The 19,779-nt window shown below is 37.8% G+C and carries 20 protein-coding genes; all 20 read left to right on the forward strand.

Annotated features, from left to right (window positions below; translation table 11 throughout):
* Window positions 1-126 precede the first annotated feature (126 nt).
* The 20 genes from rimM (at window position 127) to fliE (ending at window position 19,709) form a co-directional block, all read left to right on the forward strand.
* Entirely contained in the window at window positions 127-642 is a 516-nt protein-coding gene (gene rimM, locus MKZ14_RS04920; protein WP_333005790.1) for a ribosome maturation factor RimM, read from the forward strand.
* Complete coding sequence (gene trmD, locus MKZ14_RS04925; RefSeq protein ID WP_026023516.1) at window positions 642-1,379, forward strand: tRNA (guanosine(37)-N1)-methyltransferase TrmD; 738 nt, start codon at window positions 642-644, stop codon at window positions 1,377-1,379. The genes rimM and trmD overlap by 1 nt, the downstream gene beginning before the upstream one ends.
* Window positions 1,380-1,495: 116 nt before the next feature.
* Entirely contained in the window at window positions 1,496-1,840 is a 345-nt protein-coding gene (gene rplS / locus MKZ14_RS04930) for a 50S ribosomal protein L19 (protein ID WP_004269407.1), read from the forward strand.
* A gap of 105 nt (window positions 1,841-1,945) precedes the next feature.
* Window positions 1,946-2,515 carry a signal peptidase I gene (gene lepB, locus MKZ14_RS04935; RefSeq protein ID WP_036080510.1) on the forward strand — a complete coding sequence of 190 codons (570 nt, stop codon included), beginning with the start codon at window positions 1,946-1,948 and terminating at the stop codon, window positions 2,513-2,515.
* A 56-nt stretch (window positions 2,516-2,571) separates the two neighbouring features.
* Window positions 2,572-3,450 carry a ribosome biogenesis GTPase YlqF gene (gene ylqF / locus MKZ14_RS04940; RefSeq protein WP_258859565.1) on the forward strand — a complete coding sequence of 293 codons (879 nt, stop codon included), beginning with the start codon at window positions 2,572-2,574 and terminating at the stop codon, window positions 3,448-3,450.
* 164 nt (window positions 3,451-3,614) lie between these two features.
* The gene (locus MKZ14_RS04945) at window positions 3,615-4,376 is read left to right on the forward strand and encodes a ribonuclease HII (RefSeq protein ID WP_258859564.1); all 762 of its coding nucleotides are present in this window, start codon (window positions 3,615-3,617) and stop codon (window positions 4,374-4,376) included.
* Window positions 4,377-4,432: 56 nt separating this feature from the next.
* The gene (locus MKZ14_RS04950) at window positions 4,433-6,322 is read left to right on the forward strand and encodes a hypothetical protein (protein ID WP_312124001.1); all 1,890 of its coding nucleotides are present in this window, start codon (window positions 4,433-4,435) and stop codon (window positions 6,320-6,322) included.
* Window positions 6,319-6,621, forward strand: a complete 303-nt coding sequence (locus MKZ14_RS04955) for an EscU/YscU/HrcU family type III secretion system export apparatus switch protein (RefSeq protein WP_312124000.1) — start codon at window positions 6,319-6,321, stop codon at window positions 6,619-6,621. The genes MKZ14_RS04950 and MKZ14_RS04955 overlap by 4 nt, the downstream gene beginning before the upstream one ends.
* Window positions 6,622-6,783: 162 nt before the next feature.
* The gene (gene sucC, locus MKZ14_RS04960) at window positions 6,784-7,944 is read left to right on the forward strand and encodes an ADP-forming succinate--CoA ligase subunit beta (protein ID WP_036080495.1); all 1,161 of its coding nucleotides are present in this window, start codon (window positions 6,784-6,786) and stop codon (window positions 7,942-7,944) included.
* Window positions 7,945-7,961: 17 nt separating this feature from the next.
* Window positions 7,962-8,864, forward strand: coding sequence for a succinate--CoA ligase subunit alpha (sucD, locus tag MKZ14_RS04965; protein WP_004229280.1), 903 nt, complete (start codon window positions 7,962-7,964; stop codon window positions 8,862-8,864).
* Between the two features lie 198 nt (window positions 8,865-9,062).
* Window positions 9,063-9,959 carry a DNA-processing protein DprA gene (gene dprA, locus MKZ14_RS04970; protein WP_258859562.1) on the forward strand — a complete coding sequence of 299 codons (897 nt, stop codon included), beginning with the start codon at window positions 9,063-9,065 and terminating at the stop codon, window positions 9,957-9,959.
* A gap of 91 nt (window positions 9,960-10,050) precedes the next feature.
* Window positions 10,051-12,129: a type I DNA topoisomerase gene (topA, locus tag MKZ14_RS04975; protein ID WP_016994084.1), complete on the forward strand. Its 2,079-nt coding sequence runs from the start codon at window positions 10,051-10,053 to the stop codon at window positions 12,127-12,129.
* Between the two features lie 19 nt (window positions 12,130-12,148).
* Window positions 12,149-13,462, forward strand: a complete 1,314-nt coding sequence (gene trmFO / locus MKZ14_RS04980; RefSeq protein WP_036080490.1) for an FADH(2)-oxidizing methylenetetrahydrofolate--tRNA-(uracil(54)-C(5))-methyltransferase TrmFO — start codon at window positions 12,149-12,151, stop codon at window positions 13,460-13,462.
* A gap of 286 nt (window positions 13,463-13,748) precedes the next feature.
* The gene (xerC, locus tag MKZ14_RS04985) at window positions 13,749-14,648 is read left to right on the forward strand and encodes a tyrosine recombinase XerC (RefSeq protein ID WP_036080487.1); all 900 of its coding nucleotides are present in this window, start codon (window positions 13,749-13,751) and stop codon (window positions 14,646-14,648) included.
* Between the two features lie 21 nt (window positions 14,649-14,669).
* A complete protein-coding gene (hslV, locus tag MKZ14_RS04990) occupies window positions 14,670-15,215 on the forward strand; it encodes an ATP-dependent protease subunit HslV (protein WP_004229270.1) in 546 nt (181 codons plus the stop codon).
* Window positions 15,215-16,615 (forward strand): ATP-dependent protease ATPase subunit HslU, encoded by a 1,401-nt coding sequence (gene hslU, locus MKZ14_RS04995; RefSeq protein WP_036080485.1) that lies wholly within the window; start codon window positions 15,215-15,217, stop codon window positions 16,613-16,615. The genes hslV and hslU overlap by 1 nt, the downstream gene beginning before the upstream one ends.
* Window positions 16,616-16,702: 87 nt before the next feature.
* Window positions 16,703-17,482, forward strand: a complete 780-nt coding sequence (gene codY, locus MKZ14_RS05000) for a GTP-sensing pleiotropic transcriptional regulator CodY (protein WP_004229266.1) — start codon at window positions 16,703-16,705, stop codon at window positions 17,480-17,482.
* Window positions 17,483-18,519: 1,037 nt separating this feature from the next.
* Entirely contained in the window at window positions 18,520-18,912 is a 393-nt protein-coding gene (gene flgB / locus MKZ14_RS05005) for a flagellar basal body rod protein FlgB (RefSeq protein ID WP_333005789.1), read from the forward strand.
* A gap of 3 nt (window positions 18,913-18,915) precedes the next feature.
* Entirely contained in the window at window positions 18,916-19,377 is a 462-nt protein-coding gene (gene flgC / locus MKZ14_RS05010) for a flagellar basal body rod protein FlgC (protein WP_312123998.1), read from the forward strand.
* A 26-nt stretch (window positions 19,378-19,403) separates the two neighbouring features.
* Window positions 19,404-19,709 (forward strand): flagellar hook-basal body complex protein FliE, encoded by a 306-nt coding sequence (fliE, locus tag MKZ14_RS05015; RefSeq protein WP_004269303.1) that lies wholly within the window; start codon window positions 19,404-19,406, stop codon window positions 19,707-19,709.
* Window positions 19,710-19,779: the final 70 nt, after the last annotated feature.

A 19,779-nucleotide genomic window follows, 5' to 3' on the forward strand; every position in this document is an offset into this window, starting at 1 on the left:
TAACAAGACAAATGAGTCTTAGCTAAAACAACATTCTTCCAAAGCGCATTTGCAAGAACGGAACCTTTTTTGGATAAGCGAGATGCATTGTGGAGATAAGCATGTTTTTTACGAGGTGAAAGTAGAATGGAATGGTTTAATGTAGGTCGAATTGTCAATACGCACGGTATTCGTGGTGAGGTACGTGTATTATCGACAACAGACTTTGAAGAAGAGCGTTTTGCGGTAGGAAATAAGCTTGCTGCCTTTAAAAAAGACGATAAGAAGCCAACCTGGGTAACGATTGAGTCTATGCGTCGTCATAAAAACATTATTTTATTAACTTTTGAAGGCATGAACAATATCAACTTGGTTGAGCCATTTAAAGAAGGCATGCTGAAAGTGACTAAAGATCAAATGACTGATGATCTTCTTGAAGAAAATGAGTTCTTTTTCCATGAAATAATAGGCTGCACAGTTATTTCTGAAGAGGGCGAAACAATCGGTGTTGTGACAGAGATCCTGCAAACAGGGGCAAACGATGTTTGGGTAGTAAAAGGCTCTAAGAAAGAACACTATATCCCTTATATAGAAGATATCGTGAAAGATATTGATGTTATGGACAAAAAAATAGTCATTCATGTTATGGAAGGCTTATTATGATGAATATTCATGTATTGAGCCTGTTCCCGGATATGTTTTCAGGCGTTTTTGGTGCATCTATTTTAAAGAAGGCACAAGAAAAGGGTGCTGTAAAGTTAGAGGTAACGGATATTCGTACATTTTCAGGGAACAAGCATAATCAGGTTGACGACTATCCATATGGTGGTGGTGCAGGTATGGTATTAAAGCCTGAACCGATGTTTAGTGCAGTAGAGGCTATAACGGCAGATAAACAGCCACGTATCATATTAATGTGTCCTCAGGGTGAACGCTTTACGCAGAAAAAAGCAGAAGAGCTAGCGCAGGAAACAGAGTTGGTGTTCTTATGTGGTCATTATGAAGGCTATGATGAGCGTATACGTCAGCACCTCGTGACAGACGAAATTTCCATTGGCGATTTTGTCTTAACAGGTGGGGAATTAGGGGCTATGACTGTTATTGATAGTGTAGTTAGATTGTTACCTGGTGTCTTAGGGCAAGAGGATTCACATATCCAGGATTCTTTTTCAACGGGTCTACTTGAGCATCCACATTATACACGACCTGCTGAGTTCCGTGGCATGAAGGTACCTGATGTTTTATTATCGGGGAATCATGCTAAAATCGAGCAATGGCGAGAGGAACAGTCACTGAAAAGAACTTTTGAGCGCCGTCCAGACTTACTGGAGCAATATCCATTAACAGACAAGCAAAAATTGTATCTAGAAAAACTAAAAAACAATCATCTAGATGCTTGATTGCCGACCCTATTTATGATAACATCTAATCTGTACTTCTATGTGAAGTACTGAATTACGGTGTTCCGCTGTGGCATAGATTGCGTGCAAGAGCATCTGTCTAAGGAGAGAAAACAATGTCAAACATTATTGCAGAAATTACAAAATCTCAGCTTCGCTCTGATCTACCAACTTTCCGTCCTGGTGATACTGTTAAGGTACACGTGAAAGTAGTAGAGGGTACTCGTGAACGTATCCAAATTTTCGAAGGTGTAGTAATTAAACGTCGTGGTGGCGGAATTAGCGAAACTTTCACAGTTCGTAAAATTTCTTACGGTGTAGGTGTTGAGCGTACATTCCCTGTACACACACCAAAAATCGCTAACTTAGAAGTTGTACGTCGCGGTAAAGTACGTCGTGCTAAACTTTACTACCTACGTAACCTACGTGGTAAAGCTGCTCGTATTAAAGAAATTCGATAATTATGACTTAAAAGTGAGGGGCTTGTGTTCAAGCCTCTTTTCTTTTTGCTTGTCATCTTTATTCACTATCATCTAAAATGGTGTTAGACAAGGGGGCAATTCTCAATGGAAAAACAAGTGAAAGAAAAAAATGAATTATGGGAATGGACAAAAGCACTATTAATTGCATTTGCGATTGCTGCAGTTATTCGATATTTTTTATTTACACCCATTGCAGTTGATGGAGAGTCCATGATGCCAACCCTTGAAGATGGCGATCGAATGATTGTGAATAAAATTGGTTATAAAATAGGGGAGCCAAAACGCTTTGACATTGTTGTATTTCATGCACCTGAACAAAAAAATTACATAAAGCGTGTAATTGGATTGCCAGGAGATACACTAGAGTATAAGGATGATCAATTGTATATAAATGGTGAGCCAATTGATGAACCCTATTTAGATGCCTATAAAGCGCAAATTACTGAGGGGACCTTAACAGAAGATTTCACCTTAAATGACATTGATGTTTCCTTGGATAGCAATACCATTCCTGAGGGGTATATCTTTGTTATGGGGGATAATCGTCGATATAGTAAAGACAGTCGACATATTGGCCTTGTTGACCAGAAAGAAATTATTGGTAATACCAGTCTGATTTTCTGGCCGTTTAGTGACATAAAAATTGTAAAGTAATGCATGAAAGGGAGAGCAAAATTACTCCCTTTTCTTTTAGTTTAGGAGGTATAGCTGTGACGATACAATGGTTTCCAGGGCATATGGCTAAAGCCCGACGTGAAGTAACTGAAAAATTAAAGCTTGTCGATATTATATTTGAATTAATAGATGCACGTTTACCGCTATCCTCACGTAATCCGATGATTGACGAAGTCATTAACCAAAAACCTCGTCTTTTAATCTTAAATAAAGCGGATATGGCAGATGAACAAGAAACACGGAAATGGGTAGAGTATTTTGCAAAGCGTGGTCATAAAGCAGTAGCCATTAACTCACTTGAGGGCAAGGGCTTACAGCAAGTCACGAAAGCGGCACAAGAAATTTTAAAAGAAAAATTTGATCGCATGAAAGCAAGAGGAATGAAACCTAGAGCTATTCGTGCCATGATTGTGGGCATTCCGAACGTGGGCAAATCCACATTGATTAATCGCTTAGCGAAAAAAAATATCGCTAAAACGGGCAATACACCAGGTGTGACAAAAGCACAACAATGGATCAAAGTAGGTAAAGAGCTTGAACTATTGGATACACCAGGTATTTTATGGCCAAAGTTTGAGGATCAAGAAGTAGGCTTTAAATTAGCTTTAACTGGAGCTATTAAGGATACTATTACAAATATGGAAGACCTAGCTGTCTATGGGTTACGATTCTTATCTAATCATTATCCAAAGCGTATGGAGGAGCGTTACGGTCTCGAGTTTATCCATGAGGAGTTAGTGGATACTTTTGACCATATTGGTAAGCTACGTCGTGTATTTGGTCCTGGTGGAGAAATAGATTATGATCAAGTGGCCCAACTAATTGTTCGAGATATCCGTGGATTACAATTAGGTAAACTTACCTTTGATTTTGTGGACGAGCAGTTAGAAAAAGAAACAACTGAACAACTATAAGGATTTGAAACTGTCACACATTCTTTTGTGGCAGTTTTTCTTTTAGGAATACATTTTTTAACCGATAATGATGATAGAGAGGAAAATAGTTTTCGAGTTAAAGAGACTACATAAGAACCGAACATGATATAGTTTGATTGAATAGAAGTAAGAAGGAGTACACAATGAAAACCATTAAGGAAATTACAAGTGCATTGAAGGCTGCTGAGGAATGGCAAGATTGGATGAAAGAAATTGCAGCGGATGAAAGAGCAGGTGTACAAAAGGCATGGCTAACTTGGCAAAAGAGACAGGATAAAAAACGTCAATTACTGCAAGAGCACCAAAAAAAAGTTGCATTCGATTTAAGCTATGGGGGAACTGATGCATTTATTGCGGGTGTAGATGAAGCAGGACGGGGACCACTAGCAGGACCAGTCGTGACGGCAGCTGTAATTTTACCGACAAATTGTGAGGCACTTGTTGGTCTGAATGACTCAAAGCAATTATCGAAAGATAAACGAAACGGCTTTGCAACATTAATTAAAGAGCATGCCATAAGCTATTCAATTCATTTTCAACCTGCCGAACAAATTGATGAACTGAATATATATGAGGCAACAAAACAATCTATGAAGGCAAGTGTTGAATCATTATCGACCAAGCCTGATGTTGTTTTAATCGATGCTATGACATTACCTATTACAATTCCTCAAGATTCGATTATAAAAGGAGATGCTAAGAGCTTAGCGATAGCAGCTGCATCCATTTTAGCTAAAACAGCACGGGATGAGTATATGGAGCAATTAGACGAGGAATTTCCGATGTATGGCTTTGGGCAACATGCAGGGTATGGGACAAAGCAGCATTTAAAAGCGTTAGAAGAGTTTGGACCGACTATTCACCATCGTAAATCATTTGAACCAATAAAATCTATGTTTTCATAAAGTTAAAATACGGTAGACAATTACACGAAGGAGTAATTGATGAAAGGAGTATGTATATGACAGCCACATCATTTAATCCGATTCAACTGCAGCAAAATGCAATAACTTCGACAAATCAACCACTTGCTTTAAAACAAGGACAAATATTTCACGGAACAATTAAGCAATTATATCCAGATCAAATGGCAGAAATACAAGTAGGTAATCAAAAATTTATAGCTAAACTCGAAGTGCCGTTAAAAGCTGGGGATGCCCATTTCTTTCAGGTAACAGGAACAAATCCACAAACGGAATTGAAAATAGTGACTGGACCAATGGCACAGGCAGCTACCCCTAGTCAGCAAATTAATCAGTTATTAGAATCCATGAATTTGCCTAAATCAGCAGAGATGCAGCAATTATTAGGGCATTTTATGAAAGCGCAGCTACCCATTTCGAAAGAACAAATGTTGCAAGCTGAAATGTGGTTAAAGGCATTACCAGAGGGTATATCAAAAGTAGATGCTCTGCAAACCATTCAAAAAATGATAGAGCTTAAAATGCCTATGACAAATGATGTGTTTCAAGCATTGATGAGTGGTCAAAAGACTTCTGGTATGACCACTATCATGGATAACTTTGCTCAGCTTTTAGCGAAGGATACAGCTCTATCTGAGTCATTGAGGCAAAATTTAATGCAACAAATACAAGCGATTGCAAAGCCCTTTGAAGTAGAAACAGGTAGTGTTGTGCTTGCTAGGGTTTTACAAAGTTTAACCAATAGCGCTGCGACAATGAGTGAAAAAATGCAAGCTTTATCAATTTTAAAAGAGTCGGGGATTCTGCCTCAGCAAGCTACATTGCAAAACTGGTCAAATATGAATGAAGCAAAAGCCTTTCAGCCAATGCAGCAAGCTGGTCAAGTGATTCAAACCATACTTGCTACAAGGCCAGAAAATGCTAGTCAACTAGTGGAGCAACTTAAATCCTGGACTGGAAGTCAAAATTTATTAACCAATGAGCAAAAACAGCAAATCAATCAACTGGTGGATCGTTTTAATCAGTTACCAGTAACAAAACAAACGTTAGAGGTTTTTGCTAAACAAATGCAGGATCAGTTATTAAAAGCATTTACTCAAAATACAGCTGATCGTTTATTTACACAGGATGCCCATGCACTTTCGGTGAAAGATCATTTGTTATCCCTATTTAGGCAAGAGGCCAATTCTCCTTCACAGAATGAGGCATTCATGCGCAATCTTGTAAAAAATAGTATTGATTCTTCGCAACCATTCATACAACAAGTTGTAACGCAAGCAGATGCACTAGTGCAAAATTCAATGGATAGTAAAGCAATGGAACATGCTCTTAAAACGGTGTTGAAAAATTTGGGAATTAGCTATGAGGCAACACTAGGGAACAAGTCTGCTGATTTACACATGATTGCACATCAGCTAAAACCACAGCTCCATACATTATTGCAGGAAACTAATATAACCCCTCAAATGAAGGAAGCGGCAGAGATGCTTATGACGCGTATGAATGGAATGCAGCTATCTTCAGGAGAAAATGGTCATCAACATCAGCTCATCATGCAAGTCCCACTTGAATTTTTTGGTAAGAAGATGGATGCAACCTTACAGTGGAATGGTCGCATGAAAGATAATGGCAAAATTGATGCTAACTATGCACGCGTTTTGTTTTATTTACAAATGGCTTCCATGCAAGAAACAGTGATTGATATGCAGGTTCAAAATAGAGTTGTCACAGTAACGGTCTTTAATGAAAATTCGGAAATTCAATCACTTGCCGAGCCGTTAAAGGCTGCCTTAAAAATTGGATTGGCAGAAAAAAATTATCAACTTTCAGGTGTGTTTATTAAACAATTTGACAAAGGGCAAACAGAAAAAATAAGTCCTGTAGTAGAACAGCGAGAGGAGCAGAGTGGGGTGGATATCCGCGTATGAGCGAAGAAAAATTTACCCGAAAAGAGGCAATTGCGCTTACCTATAAGCTTGGTCAATTTGATAGTCCCACTGTTGTAGCAAAGGGAAAAGGGAAAATTGCAGAAAATATTTTAGCCCGCGCAAATGAGCATAATGTGCCGATTTATGAGGATCCTAACCTTGTGCAGTTGCTTAGTCAATTAGATTTAAACGAGTCTATTCCTGAAGAATTATATCAGGCTGTAGCTGAAGTTTTCGCATTTATTTATCGTTTGGATCAACAACATGCACGAAAATATAGAAAAAATGAATTATTCTGATTATTTTTGCAAGCTGTTTTAGTACACAAAATAGAAAAAAGCGTCATAATAAGAGAGAAAATTCGAACTAAAGACAAAGTGTAGACTTTATCAGAATCTTTCGTTAGAATAGTCTATGTTAGTAAAACAATTCTATGCAAATGTTTGATGGGAGGATGTATTATGAATATCCATGAATATCAAGGGAAAGAGATTCTGAGAAAATATGGTGTAGCTGTACCAAACGGAAAAGTTGCTTTTTCCCCTGATGAAGCAGTAAAAGTAGCGAAGGAACTTGGCTCAAACGTAACAGTAGTCAAGGCGCAAATCCATGCAGGTGGACGCGGTAAAGCAGGCGGTGTCAAAATCGCTAAAAACCTTGACGAGGTGCGCACATACGCAAAAGAGTTATTAGGAAAAATTTTAGTGACTCATCAAACAGGTCCAGAAGGAAAAGAAGTAAAACGTTTGTATATTGAAGAGGGTTCTGATATCCAAAAAGAATACTATTTAAGTCTAGTATTAGACCGTGCCACATCTCGTGTTACAGTAATGGGATCTGAAGAAGGCGGTATGGATATTGAAGAAGTAGCGGAAACGAATCCGGAGAAAATCTTCAAAGAAGTAGTAGATCCTGTAGTTGGATTAACAAGCTTCCAAGCACGTCGTATGGCGTTTAATATGAATATTCCAGCAAACCTTGTAGGGAAAGCTGTTAAATTAATGTTAGGCTTATATCAAGCATTTATCGACAAAGATGCATCAATTGTAGAAATTAATCCTCTTGTTGTAACTGGGCAAGGCGAGGTTGTAGCACTAGATGCTAAATTCAATTTTGATGCTAATGCATTATATCGACATAAGGATATTGTCGAATTACGCGATTTCGACGAAGAAGATGCAAAAGAAATCGAAGCATCAAAATATGACCTAAGCTATATTTCATTAGATGGAAATATTGGCTGTATGGTAAACGGTGCTGGTCTTGCGATGGCAACGATGGATACAATTAGTTATTATGGCGGAAGCCCTGCTAACTTCCTAGATGTAGGGGGCGGTGCAACAGCTGAAAAAGTAACAGAGGCTTTCAAAATTATCCTTTCTGATCCAAACGTAAAAGGCATTTTCGTTAACATCTTTGGTGGAATTATGAAGTGTAACATTATCGCTGAGGGTGTAGTAACGGCTGCTAAAGAGATTGGTTTAGCTGTGCCATTAGTTGTACGCTTAGAAGGTACAAATGTTGAACTTGGAAAAGAAATTTTAAATGCGTCTGGTTTAAACATCGTTGCAGCGGATTCAATGGCTGACGGTGCACAAAAAATTGTGGGACTAGTAGGCTAAGGAAGGCAGGGAGAACAATGGCTGTATTTATTAACAAAGATACGAAGGTAATTGTACAAGGGATTACGGGCGAAACAGCTCTTTTCCATACGAAGCAAATGCTTGAGTATGGTACTAAAATCGTAGCAGGTGTAACACCAGGTAAAGGTGGACTTGAAATCGAGGGAGTTCCTGTTTTCAATACAGTAGCAGAAGCTGTAGCTGCAACAGGTGCTACAACTTCAGTTATCTATGTACCTGCACCATTTGCGGCAGATGCAATTTTAGAAGCTGTTGATGCTGAATTAGAATTAACAATCTGTATCACAGAGCATATTCCTGTCCTTGATATGGTTAAGGTTAAACGTTATATGGAAGGCAAAAACACTCGCCTAGTAGGTCCAAACTGTCCAGGTGTTATTACAGCTGATGAATGTAAAATTGGTATCATGCCTGGCTATATTCATACAAAAGGCCATGTAGGAGTTGTTTCTCGTTCCGGTACATTAACATATGAAGCAGTACATCAATTAACACAAGCTGGAATTGGTCAAACAACTGCAGTAGGTATTGGTGGAGACCCTGTCAACGGTACAAACTTCATTGATGTACTTGAAGCCTTTAATAATGATCCAGAAACTTACGCAGTGGTTATGATTGGTGAAATCGGTGGTACAGCTGAGGAAGAAGCAGCTGCATGGATTAAAGCAAATATGACAAAACCTGTTGTAGGCTTTATTGGTGGACAAACTGCACCTCCAGGAAAACGTATGGGTCACGCTGGTGCTATCATTTCTGGCGGTAAAGGAACAGCAGCGGAGAAAATTAAAGCAATGAACGAAGCTGGTATTGAAGTTGCAGAAACACCTTCTGTAATTGGTGAAACATTGATTAAAGTAATTAAAGAAAAAGGGCTATACGAAAAGTGTAAAACCCATTAAAATGGAAGATGTAGCCATTACGGCTACATCTTTTTCATTATTTATACACTGTTTATCATACTTCATTCAACAATTACCTACTTACTTATGAAGAAATCAACAATTTTGTGGCAGATGTTATAAATAATAATGAAATGTTGTGTTGAAAATTATCATGCGGTCATTTAATTTCTTCTATTATAAAAGGAGGTTTATTGAATGATCCTAGCAGTAGATACGCAGAGATTACTAGCCTTACATTATGTATACCCATTACCACTTCAGAAACTTCAGAAATTGTTGTCTCCTGTGAATTTTTTAAGCACTTTTGAAGACATTCATTATGACGACATCGCAAAGGTTTTACAAATATCGGCACATAAAGCATATCAACTTTCTCAGCGCTTTCGACAAATTATGACAACACCACTTGAAGAGGCCTATGAACGGGCTCATATTTTCCCCATCCCGTTTTATCATCCCTATTTCCCAGCGCAATTATTTGAAATATCAAGTCCACCTACTGTATTGTATGTGAAAGGTCAATATTCCCTGTTAACAAACAAAAAACAGATAGCTATTATAGGCTCTAGGAAGGCGACAGCGTATTCGAAAAGAGCGATAGACTTAATTGTCCCACCTCTTGTTCAACGTGATTATACGGTTGTTAGTGGGCTTGCAAGAGGTGCAGATACAATGGCACATAGGGCAACAATGGATATGGGCGGTCATACAATAGCAGTGCTTGGACATGGTTTTAATTATCTCTATCCAGCAGAAAATCGCATTCTTGCTACACAAATGGCAGAGCACCAGTTATTAATGACAGAATATCCTCCTTATATGAAGCCTGAAAAATGGCATTTCCCAATGCGTAACCGAATCATTAGTGGTTTATCGCAAGCATTAGTTGTGACAGAAGCGGCATTAAAAAGTGGCACACTCATTACGACAGAGCTTGCATTGGAGCAAGGAAAAGATGTATTTGTGGTGCCAGGTCCTATAGACGCAACTCAATCGAAGGGGACAAATCAATTGCTTTTAGAAGGAGCAATTCCGATAGTGAATGGTCATCAAATCATTGAAACAATGGACCTCTTTTCTAACAAAAATTGAAAAAAAGTTGCATTATCTTAAAATCTGTTATACATTTTGCAACAGGTAACTTAAAAAATTAGTAATAGACCTCGCTAAGGGGGAGACATAGATGGCGGATTATTTAGTGATTGTAGAATCACCAGCAAAAGCAAAAACAATTGAACGGTATTTAGGAAAGAAATATAAAGTGAAAGCGTCGGTTGGACACGTACGAGATCTTCCACGTAGTCAGATGGGCGTTAGCGCTGAAAATAATTTCGAGCCTAAATATATTACGATACGTGGTAAAGGACCTGTGTTACAGGAATTAAAGTCTGCAGCTAAAAAAGTAAAGAAAGTTTATCTAGCGGCCGATCCAGACCGCGAGGGAGAAGCAATTGCTTGGCACCTTGCGACTGCATTAAATATTGATATTCACTCAGATTGTCGTGTTGTATTTAATGAAATAACTAAAGATGCGATTATAGAGTCTTTTAAAAATCCACGTCCAATTAACATGGATTTAGTAGATGCGCAGCAAACAAGACGTATATTGGACCGACTTGTTGGCTATAACATTAGTCCGATTTTATGGAAAAAGGTGAAAAAAGGTTTATCAGCGGGTCGGGTACAATCTGTAGCGCTACGCATGATCATTGATCGTGAAAATGAAATTAAAAACTTCCAACCAGAAGAATATTGGACAATTGAAGGAACGTTTGAAAAAGGAAAAAAATCATTTGATGCTCTTTACTATGGAAATGGTAAAGACAAAATAAAATTAACAAATGAAGCACAAGTAAAGGCAATCTTAAAAGATGTTAAAGGAACAAACTTTGATGTTGTCAATGTAACGAAAAAGGAACGTAAACGTAATGCAGCACCAGCCTTTACAACATCATCGTTACAGCAAGAAGCAGCACGAAAATTAAATTTCCGAGCTAAGAAGACCATGATGCTAGCACAGCAATTATACGAAGGTATTGATATTGGAAAAAAAGAGGGAACAGTCGGGTTAATCACTTATATGCGTACCGATTCCACACGTATTTCTGATACGGCAAAAGCAGAAGCGGTTACCTATATTGAGGGGAAATATGGCAAAGAATACATTGCAACAGAGATAAAGCAAACCAAGAAAGCTTCAAATGCACAGGATGCTCATGAAGCGATACGTCCAACAAGTACAATGCGGACACCAGATGAATTAAAGGCAGTACTTAGCCGTGATCAGTTACGCTTATATCGCTTAATTTGGGAGCGCTTTATTGCAAGTCAAATGGCACCAGCAGTACTTGATACGGTAGCTGTAGATCTTCAAAATGGTGATGTTTTATTCCGTGCAAACGGCTCACAAGTTAAATTCGCAGGCTTTATGAAACTATATATTGAAGGTACTGATGATCAAACAGAAGAGACAACAAAACTTTTACCTGAGATGGAAATTGGTGATCAAGTAAAATCGCTTGAAATTGAGCCTAAACAACATTTTACACAGCCACCACCACGATATTCTGAGGCGCGACTTGTTAAAACAATGGAAGAACTAGGAATTGGGCGCCCGTCCACATATGCACCGACCCTCGATACAATTCAGCGCCGTGGCTATGTTGTATTAGATGCTAAACGCTTTATGCCAACAGAGCTGGGCGAGATCGTACACCAACTCGTACTAGAATTTTTCCCAGATATCATAAACATCGAATTCACAGCACAGATGGAACAAGATTTAGATGATATTGAAGAAGGTAATCGACAATGGAAAAAAGTTGTGGAAGAATTTTATAAGGACTTTGAAGTCCATGTAAAACATGCGGATGAGGCTATGGAAAAGGTTGTCATTAAAGATGAGCCTGCAGGTGAAGACTGTGAACTTTGCGGATCTCCAATGGTCTTTAAGCTCGGACGATATGGCAAATTTATGGCTTGTTCTAATTTCCCGGATTGTAGAAATACAAAAGCGATTATGAAGCCTATTGGTGTGAAATGTCCTTCCTGTGAAACGGGCGAAATTGTGGAGCGAAAAAGTAAAACAAAGCGTCTATTCTATGGTTGCAATCAGTATCCTGAATGTGAATTTGTTTCATGGGACAAGCCAATTAATAGACCATGTCCAAAATGTAGTGCATTATTAGTAGAGAAAAAGATAAAAAAAGGTGTGCAAATTCAATGTACGAAATGTGACTATGAAGAAGCACCAACTCAATGATAGGAAGATGGTAAGAAACATGACTGAACAAGTAGTAAATGTAATAGGAGCAGGACTTGCAGGTAGCGAGGCAGCTTGGCAAATTGCTAAGCGTGGTATAAAAGTTAAACTTTATGAAATGCGTCCTGTAAAGCAGACTCCAGCCCACCATACTGATAAATTTGCGGAACTTGTTTGTTCTAACTCATTGCGTGCAAACGGGTTAACGAATGCTGTAGGCGTTATAAAAGAAGAAATGCGTATGTTAGATTCTGTTATCTTAAAGGCAGCAGATCAATGTTCAGTACCTGCTGGAGGCGCTCTAGCAGTAGACCGTCACGAATTTGCAGGGTATGTAACTGATGCTGTGAAAAACCATCCACTTGTGGAGGTTATTCATGAAGAAGTCACAGAAATTCCAGAAGGTATTACAGTTATTGCAACAGGACCATTAACTTCAAAAGCTTTGGCTGAAAAAATTCAAGGTTTAACTGGCTTAGACTATTTATACTTTTACGATGCAGCAGCACCCATTATCGAAAAAGATAGTATAGATATGAATAAAGTTTATTTAAAATCTCGTTATGATAAAGGGGAAGCGGCTTATTTAAACTGTCCTATGACAAAGGAAGAATTCGATCGTTTCCGCCAAGCACTAATCGAAGCGGAAGTTGTGCCATTAAAGGAATTTGAAAAAGAAATTTACTTTGAAGGTTGTATGCCAATTGAAGTAATGGCAGCTCGTGGAGAGAAAACGATGTTATTTGGTCCGATGAAGCCAGTTGGTCTTGAGGATCCAAAAACAGGAAAACGTCCTTACGCAGTTGTTCAACTTCGTCAAGACGATGCAGCAGGCACGCTTTACAACATTGTTGGCTTCCAAACGCATTTAAAATGGGGTCCGCAAAAAGAAGTACTACAGCTCATTCCTGGGTTAGAGAATGTAGAAATTGTGCGTTATGGCGTCATGCACAGAAATACCTTCATTAATTCACCGAAAGTTTTAGAAAAAACATATCAACTTCGTGAGCAAAAGAATATTTTCTTTGCAGGTCAGATGACAGGTGTAGAAGGCTATGTTGAATCAGCAGGTAGTGGATTAATTGCAGGAATTAATGCAGCTCGTTTAGCATTAGGACAAGAGCCAATTATTTTCCCATTCGAAACGGCATTAGGAAGCATGGCGCGTTATATAACAGAAGCACAGTCGAAAAACTTCCAGCCTATGAATGTAAACTTCGGCATCTTCCCGGACTTACCACCTGGTCGTCGTTCTAAACCAGAGCGTGCGGAAATGCATGCAACACGCGCAATAAGCACAATTCGAAATTTTGTGAATTCACAAACAATTTAATTGCCAAAAGCCTCTAAAAGTTGATATACTCTTAGAGGCTTTTTCTTTTTGTAGACAAAATGCTTAATTAGACGTATTTTATTATTTTGTATGGAGTTTTTCTCATAATATAACTATTTACACTTGCTATATTATGAAGATAGGTTTAGTGTCAATATGTATGTTTATTAATGATAAGAAAAACGATACAAACTTGTAAGAGATGACAAAGAATTGTATATCCGTTATATTACAAGTGTCAGTCATTTGAGAAAATTATTAATAAATTATTGGTGGTGAATCTTCCGTGTTAGTTTCGTCCCAAGATGCACTCGAACAGTTCATGCTTTACATCCAAGTTGAAAAGAACTTCTCTGTTCATACAGTGCGAGAATATGAATCAGACCTGCTAGATTTTTTAACCTTTTTACAAACGGAGGGAATCCATGATTTAGCAAGTGTTGAATATATACATGCACGTCTTTATGTAACAAAGTTGTACGATGAGAAAAGGGCGAGGGCTTCTATTTCTAGGAAAATTTCCTCGATCCGCTCCTTTTTTCGCTTTCTAAATAGACAGTACGGATTAGATGACGGAGCATTTCGTTCGCTCTATCATCCGAAAAAAGAATCACGCTTACCCAATTTTTTCTACGAAGAAGAATTAAAACAGTTATTTGATGCGAATACTGGTGATGATTTGAAATCATTAAGAAATATAGCTATATTAGAGCTGTTATATGCAACAGGTATTCGTGTGAGTGAACTGACTTCAATTCATGTAGAGGATGTGGATTTTCATTATTCGATCATTCGAGTAATGGGCAAAGGTCGAAAAGAACGAATCATTCCATTTGGTCAATTTGCGAGTTTAGCAATGCAGGACTACATAGAGCAAGCTCGTCCACGATTGATGAAAAAAACGAATCATCAGCAGTTGTTTGTCAATATGCGTGGTGGGGAACTTACTCCTAGAGGGGTACGTCATATTTTAAACGAAATGATTGACAAGGCCTCACTCCATACGAAAATTTACCCACACATGCTTCGCCATACTTTTGCCACCCATTTATTGAATAATGGCGCAGATTTGCGGACTGTGCAGGAGTTATTAGGTCACTCACATTTATCTTCTACACAAGTTTACACACATGTAACAAAAGAGCATCTTCGTCAAACATATATGAATGCTCATCCAAGGGCATAATAGAGCTAAGGAGGAAGGCAGATGGGACAAATTCATGCAACAACGATATTTGCGGTTCATCATAACGGAGGCTGTGCCATGGCTGGTGATGGTCAAGTAACATTGGGAAATGCAGTTGTGATGAAGGGTACAGCAAGGAAGGTCAGACGTCTGTTTAATGGGCAGGTCCTCGCTGGTTTTGCAGGTTCAGTTGCTGATGCCTTTACACTTTTTGAAATGTTTGAAGGCAAATTAAATGAGTATAACGGTAATTTGCAGCGTGCAGCCGTTGAGGTCGCAAAGCAATGGCGTGGTGATAAAATGCTGCGCCAGCTAGAAGCAATGCTACTAGTAATGGATAAAACGACTTTATTACTCGTTTCAGGTACAGGAGAAGTGATTGAACCTGATGATGGCATTTTGGCCATTGGTTCTGGTGGCAATTATGCATTGTCTGCAGGTAGAGCATTAAAAAAATATGCAGGTGAAACAATGACTGCTCGTGAAATTGCTGAAGCGGCATTAGAAACAGCTGCTGAAATCTGTGTATTTACGAATCATAATATTATCGTGGAGGCGCTGAACTAATGACACAAAAAAATTTAACGCCAAGACAAATTACTGAGCATTTAGATCGTTACATTGTTGGGCAGAATGAAGCTAAGCGAGCTGTAGCTATTGCGTTACGAAACCGCTATCGTCGTTCGTTGTTAAATGAAGATATGAAGGCTGAAGTTATTCCGAAAAATATTTTGATGATTGGGCCAACTGGTGTCGGTAAAACAGAAATAGCCAGACGGATTGCAAAGCTTACTAATGCTCCTTTTGTAAAAGTTGAAGCGACAAAGTTTACCGAAGTAGGTTATGTGGGTAGAGATGTTGAATCAATGGTACGTGACTTGGTAGAAGCTTCTCATCGTCTTGTTAAAGAAGAAATGATGGAGTCTGTCAAAGAACAAGCAGAAGAATTAGCAAATGAAGCAATCGTGAAACTTTTGGTGCCTTCTTTACGTAAAAAACAGGCGATGCAAAATCCGTTTGAAATGCTATTCGGTGGGAAAGAACAACCAACAAATGATGATTCATCAGCAGATGATGGAGAAGTTCGCTCGAAGCGTGCTCAAATTGCGATTGATTTACGCAATGGTAAGTTAGAAAATGAGTGGGTTACTGTAGAGGTAACAGAACAAAATCCATCCATTTTTGATGCGTTACAAGGAACTGGGATGGATATGTCTGCGAATAGTGGTATGCAGGATATGCTATCTAGTTTAATGCCTAAAAAACAGAAAAAGCGCCGTGTGCAAGTAAAAGACGCACGTCGTATTTTAACAATAGAAGAAGCAAATAAGCTGATAGATGCAGATGAAGTAGCACAGGAAGCCATTAATAGGGCTGAGCAATCGGGTATCATTTTTATTGACGAAATCGATAAAATTGCTAGTAAAGAAGGAAATACTTCGGCGAATGTCTCCCGTGAAGGGGTTCAACGTGACATTTTACCAATTGTAGAAGGTTCTACTGTTACTACCAAGTATGGTGCAGTGAAAACGGATTATATGTTGTTTGTTGCTGCTGGGGCATTTCATATGTCAAAACCATCAGATCTAATTCCCGAGTTGCAAGGCCGTTTCCCAATTCGGGTAGAGCTAGAAAAATTAACAAAACAGGATTTTGTGCGTATTTTACAAGAACCAGATCAATCATTAATTTTGCAATATAAAGCACTTTTAGAGACAGAAGGCGTAGAAATTCATTTCACGACAGATGCTATTGAACGAATAGCTGAGATAGCAACCGAAGTGAATCAGGAAACAGATAATATCGGAGCCCGTCGTTTACACACGATATTAGAACGTTTACTGGAAGAACTATCGTTTGAGGCATCTGAAATTGCACCAGCAAGTATCCCGATCAATGCGGCGTATGTGGATCAAAAACTTGCGGGTATAGTAAAAAACAAAGATTTGTCACAGTTTATACTGTAAGATAAAGCTGATTAGTATCATTCAATAATAAAAACCTTTAGAATATTTAGTAAATACTCTTCGGATTATTTATAGGAGGAACATATAATGAATTTATTAGAAAAAACACGTAAAATTAACTCGATGCTTCAAGCTTCTGCTGGTAAGCCGGTAAACTTTAAGGAAATGGCCGATACATTAGGCGATATTATCGATAGTAATGTCTATATTTTAAGTCGTAAAGGTAAATTATTGGGTATTTCAATTCACCAACAAATTGAAAATGAGCGTATGAAAAAAATGTTCGAAGAGAGACAATTCCCAGAAGAATACACACATAGCTTATTTACGATCTCTGAAACATCCTCAAATTTAGACATTAATAATGAACATACTGCTTTCCCAGTAGAAAATAAAGATTTATTCCAAAACGCTTTAACAACAATTGTACCAATCGTTGGTGGTGGTGAACGTTTAGGCACATTAATCCTTGCTCGTTTATCTTCACAATTTGAAGATGATGATCTAATTTTAGCTGAATATGGTGCAACAGTAGTTGGTATGGAAATTTTACGTGAAAAGTCTGAAGAAATTGAAGAAGAAGCTCGTAGCAAAGCTGTCGTGCAAATGGCTATTAATTCACTTTCATACAGTGAGTTAGAAGCAATTGAACACATTTTCGAAGAACTTGATGGTAATGAAGGTTTACTAGTTGCTTCTAAGATTGCTGACCGAGTGGGTATTACACGTTCAGTGATCGTAAACGCATTACGTAAACTTGAATCAGCAGGTGTCATTGAATCTCGCTCTTTAGGTATGAAAGGTACTTATATTAAAGTACTAAACGATAAATTCTTAAATGCTTTAGCAGAAATTAAAATGAAATAAATGCTTCTTATAAGAAGCTAACGAAAGCGTCTATGGCAAACATAGACGCTTTTATTGTTGTTGAAAAAGAGAATGATGTACATGACCTTTTGGAAAGGAGAAGGGCTGATTTTCGTTCTGCCAGCATACAGGGGAGTGATTAATTCACTAGGAATGCAGCTAGCTATCAGGATACAAAAATGCCTTTTCATAATAGCAGTAGAAAATATAAAACGTATTATGTCTATTTTCAATGTGAAAAGGTGAATAGTCACAACAAAGCGTGATAAAGCAACCTTCGCTAAAAAGAGAGTACACCTTTAAGGATTAGAGTGGAAAGCCTATAGATTTCTGCGTGAGATAGTGAGAAAGATGAGACCTTAAACAGAGTGGTAGTTTTATAAGATGAAAGGTTAGCAACACGAGTATAAGAAGTTTAGAACAGAGTGAGAGAAGCAAACGCTAACGCGTTTCACCTTTCTTAAAAAGTTTATTAATTGTATTGTTTTTCAAAATTATGAAAGTGTCTATGGTAAATATAGACGCTTTTTTGCGTATTTTCGAAATTTTATAGCTCTTCTTTTTTAGAGATTTAATACAAAAACATGGATTTCGTTGCTTTTAGCCTAAGAATGTTCGATAATTTGTCACTACCATTAGCATATAAAAATTCCATATATGTTACTTTGGAAGAATGGTGAATAAACGTATAGTATCTCTATATAAAATACTCTACTATTGATCGAACTAGTAAAAAGGGACCTTTCTTAATTAAGATTAAAAAAGGCGATTAACCTCATAAAAAGGCATATTTCACAATAAAATCGTAAACACTGTCGAAATGGTGTAAAATAACTAGATGATTAATAATCTTTACTGAAGCTTAGAGGCACAAAGGATGGGGAAGTTTTGTCATGGTTGAGAGGGAGAAAAAATAGGGCGTATAGACTATTAAAAAGTGACAAAAGACAATAGACACTAGGTATCATCTTAATTACAATTGTATTATTGGATAAATTAACAAGTACATAGATTGAAATAAAATGAGGTGAACAGTTTTGAATATATTTGGAGGAACTATTAGTAGCCTGGAAAAAGGACTTTCCTATGCCACTTTAAATCATAAAACAATCGCAAATAATATCGCCAATGTCGATACACCTAATTATAAGGCGAAAAATGTTAGTTTTAAGGATATGCTGAAAGAGCAGAAGAGCATAGCTATTTCTGCATATCGTACTGATAATAGACATTATGATTTCACGTTTCGACAATCTACACCAGGTGTCAATATTGTGGAGAACTTGCGATATAGAAACAATGGGAATGCTGTAGATATGGATGCCGAGCAAGCAAAATTAGCAGAGAATCAAATTTATTATAATGCGCTAATCGATCGTGTTAATGGGAAATTAAACACATTGAATACCGTTATTAAAGGAGGTAAGTAATAGATGTCTATATTTCATGGGATGAATACCACTGCCTCCGCTTTAACAGCGCAACGTTTACGTATGGATGTTATTTCTTCTAATATGGCTAACATGGATACAACTCGCGCTCGTCAAGTGAATGGGGAATGGGAACCATATCGACGTAAGTCAGTGACGCTAGCAGCACAAGAAGGACAATTCTCAAATTTTTTGAATATAGCACTAGGTAAAAATGCAAAAAGTGGTGTTGGTAATGGTGTAAAAGTTACTCGAATTTCAGAAGATCAAGAAACACCTTTCAAACTTGTATATGACCCAACTCATCCAGATGCAAATGCAGATGGTTATGTAAATATGCCCAATGTCGATCCGTTGAAAGAAATGGTTGATTTAATGTCGGCTACTCGTTCTTATGAGGCTAATATAACTGTATTTAATGCAAATAAATCCATGCTTACGAAGGCTCTAGAGATTGGTAAATAAATTTAAGTAGAAAGGAAGATACATACATGGCCATTTCGTCCATTTCGCTAATGACACCCACTCAGGTTGTAAATAACACGAATAAACTTAATGCAACACCTTATGAAGCGCAACAAAGCTTCGCGAACTCGCTAAAAGAAGCAATTGCAAAAGTAAATGATCAACAAATAACTTCTGATAAGTTTACTCAGAAGCTAATTAAAGGTGAAGATGTGGAGTTGCATGAAGTGATGATTGCTTCGCAAAAGGCAAGCATTACCCTAAACGCAACAATTGAAGTTCGCAATAAGGTGATTGAAGCTTACCAAGAAATAATGCGCATGAGTGTTTAATTTTATTGTAAAGATAAGAAACCTCTTTTCAATATAGATTAACAACCACAATTTAAAGTGGCTCATTATG

Source organism: Lysinibacillus sp. FSL P2-0066 (assembly GCF_037969495.1).
Taxonomy (GTDB): Bacteria; Bacillota; Bacilli; order Bacillales_A; family Planococcaceae; genus Lysinibacillus; species Lysinibacillus boronitolerans.

Bases quoted from the DNA above. Each gene is read 5' to 3' on its own strand.
- fliE (WP_004269303.1), top strand. From the start codon at position 19,404: ATGGCCATTTCGTCCATTTCGCTAATGACACCCACTCAGGTTGTAAAT.
- hslV (WP_004229270.1), top strand. From the start codon at position 14,670: ATGGGACAAATTCATGCAACAACGATATTTGCGGTTCATCATAACGGA.
- sucC (WP_036080495.1), top strand. From the start codon at position 6,784: ATGAATATCCATGAATATCAAGGGAAAGAGATTCTGAGAAAATATGGT.
- lepB (WP_036080510.1), top strand. From the start codon at position 1,946: ATGGAAAAACAAGTGAAAGAAAAAAATGAATTATGGGAATGGACAAAA.
- trmD (WP_026023516.1), top strand. From the start codon at position 642: ATGAATATTCATGTATTGAGCCTGTTCCCGGATATGTTTTCAGGCGTT.
- rimM (WP_333005790.1), top strand. From the start codon at position 127: ATGGAATGGTTTAATGTAGGTCGAATTGTCAATACGCACGGTATTCGT.
- MKZ14_RS04955 (WP_312124000.1), top strand. From the start codon at position 6,319: ATGAGCGAAGAAAAATTTACCCGAAAAGAGGCAATTGCGCTTACCTAT.
- MKZ14_RS04945 (WP_258859564.1), top strand. From the start codon at position 3,615: ATGAAAACCATTAAGGAAATTACAAGTGCATTGAAGGCTGCTGAGGAA.
- MKZ14_RS04950 (WP_312124001.1), top strand. From the start codon at position 4,433: ATGACAGCCACATCATTTAATCCGATTCAACTGCAGCAAAATGCAATA.
- hslU (WP_036080485.1), top strand. From the start codon at position 15,215: ATGACACAAAAAAATTTAACGCCAAGACAAATTACTGAGCATTTAGAT.
- flgC (WP_312123998.1), top strand. From the start codon at position 18,916: ATGTCTATATTTCATGGGATGAATACCACTGCCTCCGCTTTAACAGCG.
- rplS (WP_004269407.1), top strand. From the start codon at position 1,496: ATGTCAAACATTATTGCAGAAATTACAAAATCTCAGCTTCGCTCTGAT.
- trmFO (WP_036080490.1), top strand. From the start codon at position 12,149: ATGACTGAACAAGTAGTAAATGTAATAGGAGCAGGACTTGCAGGTAGC.
- topA (WP_016994084.1), top strand. From the start codon at position 10,051: ATGGCGGATTATTTAGTGATTGTAGAATCACCAGCAAAAGCAAAAACA.
- codY (WP_004229266.1), top strand. From the start codon at position 16,703: ATGAATTTATTAGAAAAAACACGTAAAATTAACTCGATGCTTCAAGCT.
- sucD (WP_004229280.1), top strand. From the start codon at position 7,962: ATGGCTGTATTTATTAACAAAGATACGAAGGTAATTGTACAAGGGATT.
- dprA (WP_258859562.1), top strand. From the start codon at position 9,063: ATGATCCTAGCAGTAGATACGCAGAGATTACTAGCCTTACATTATGTA.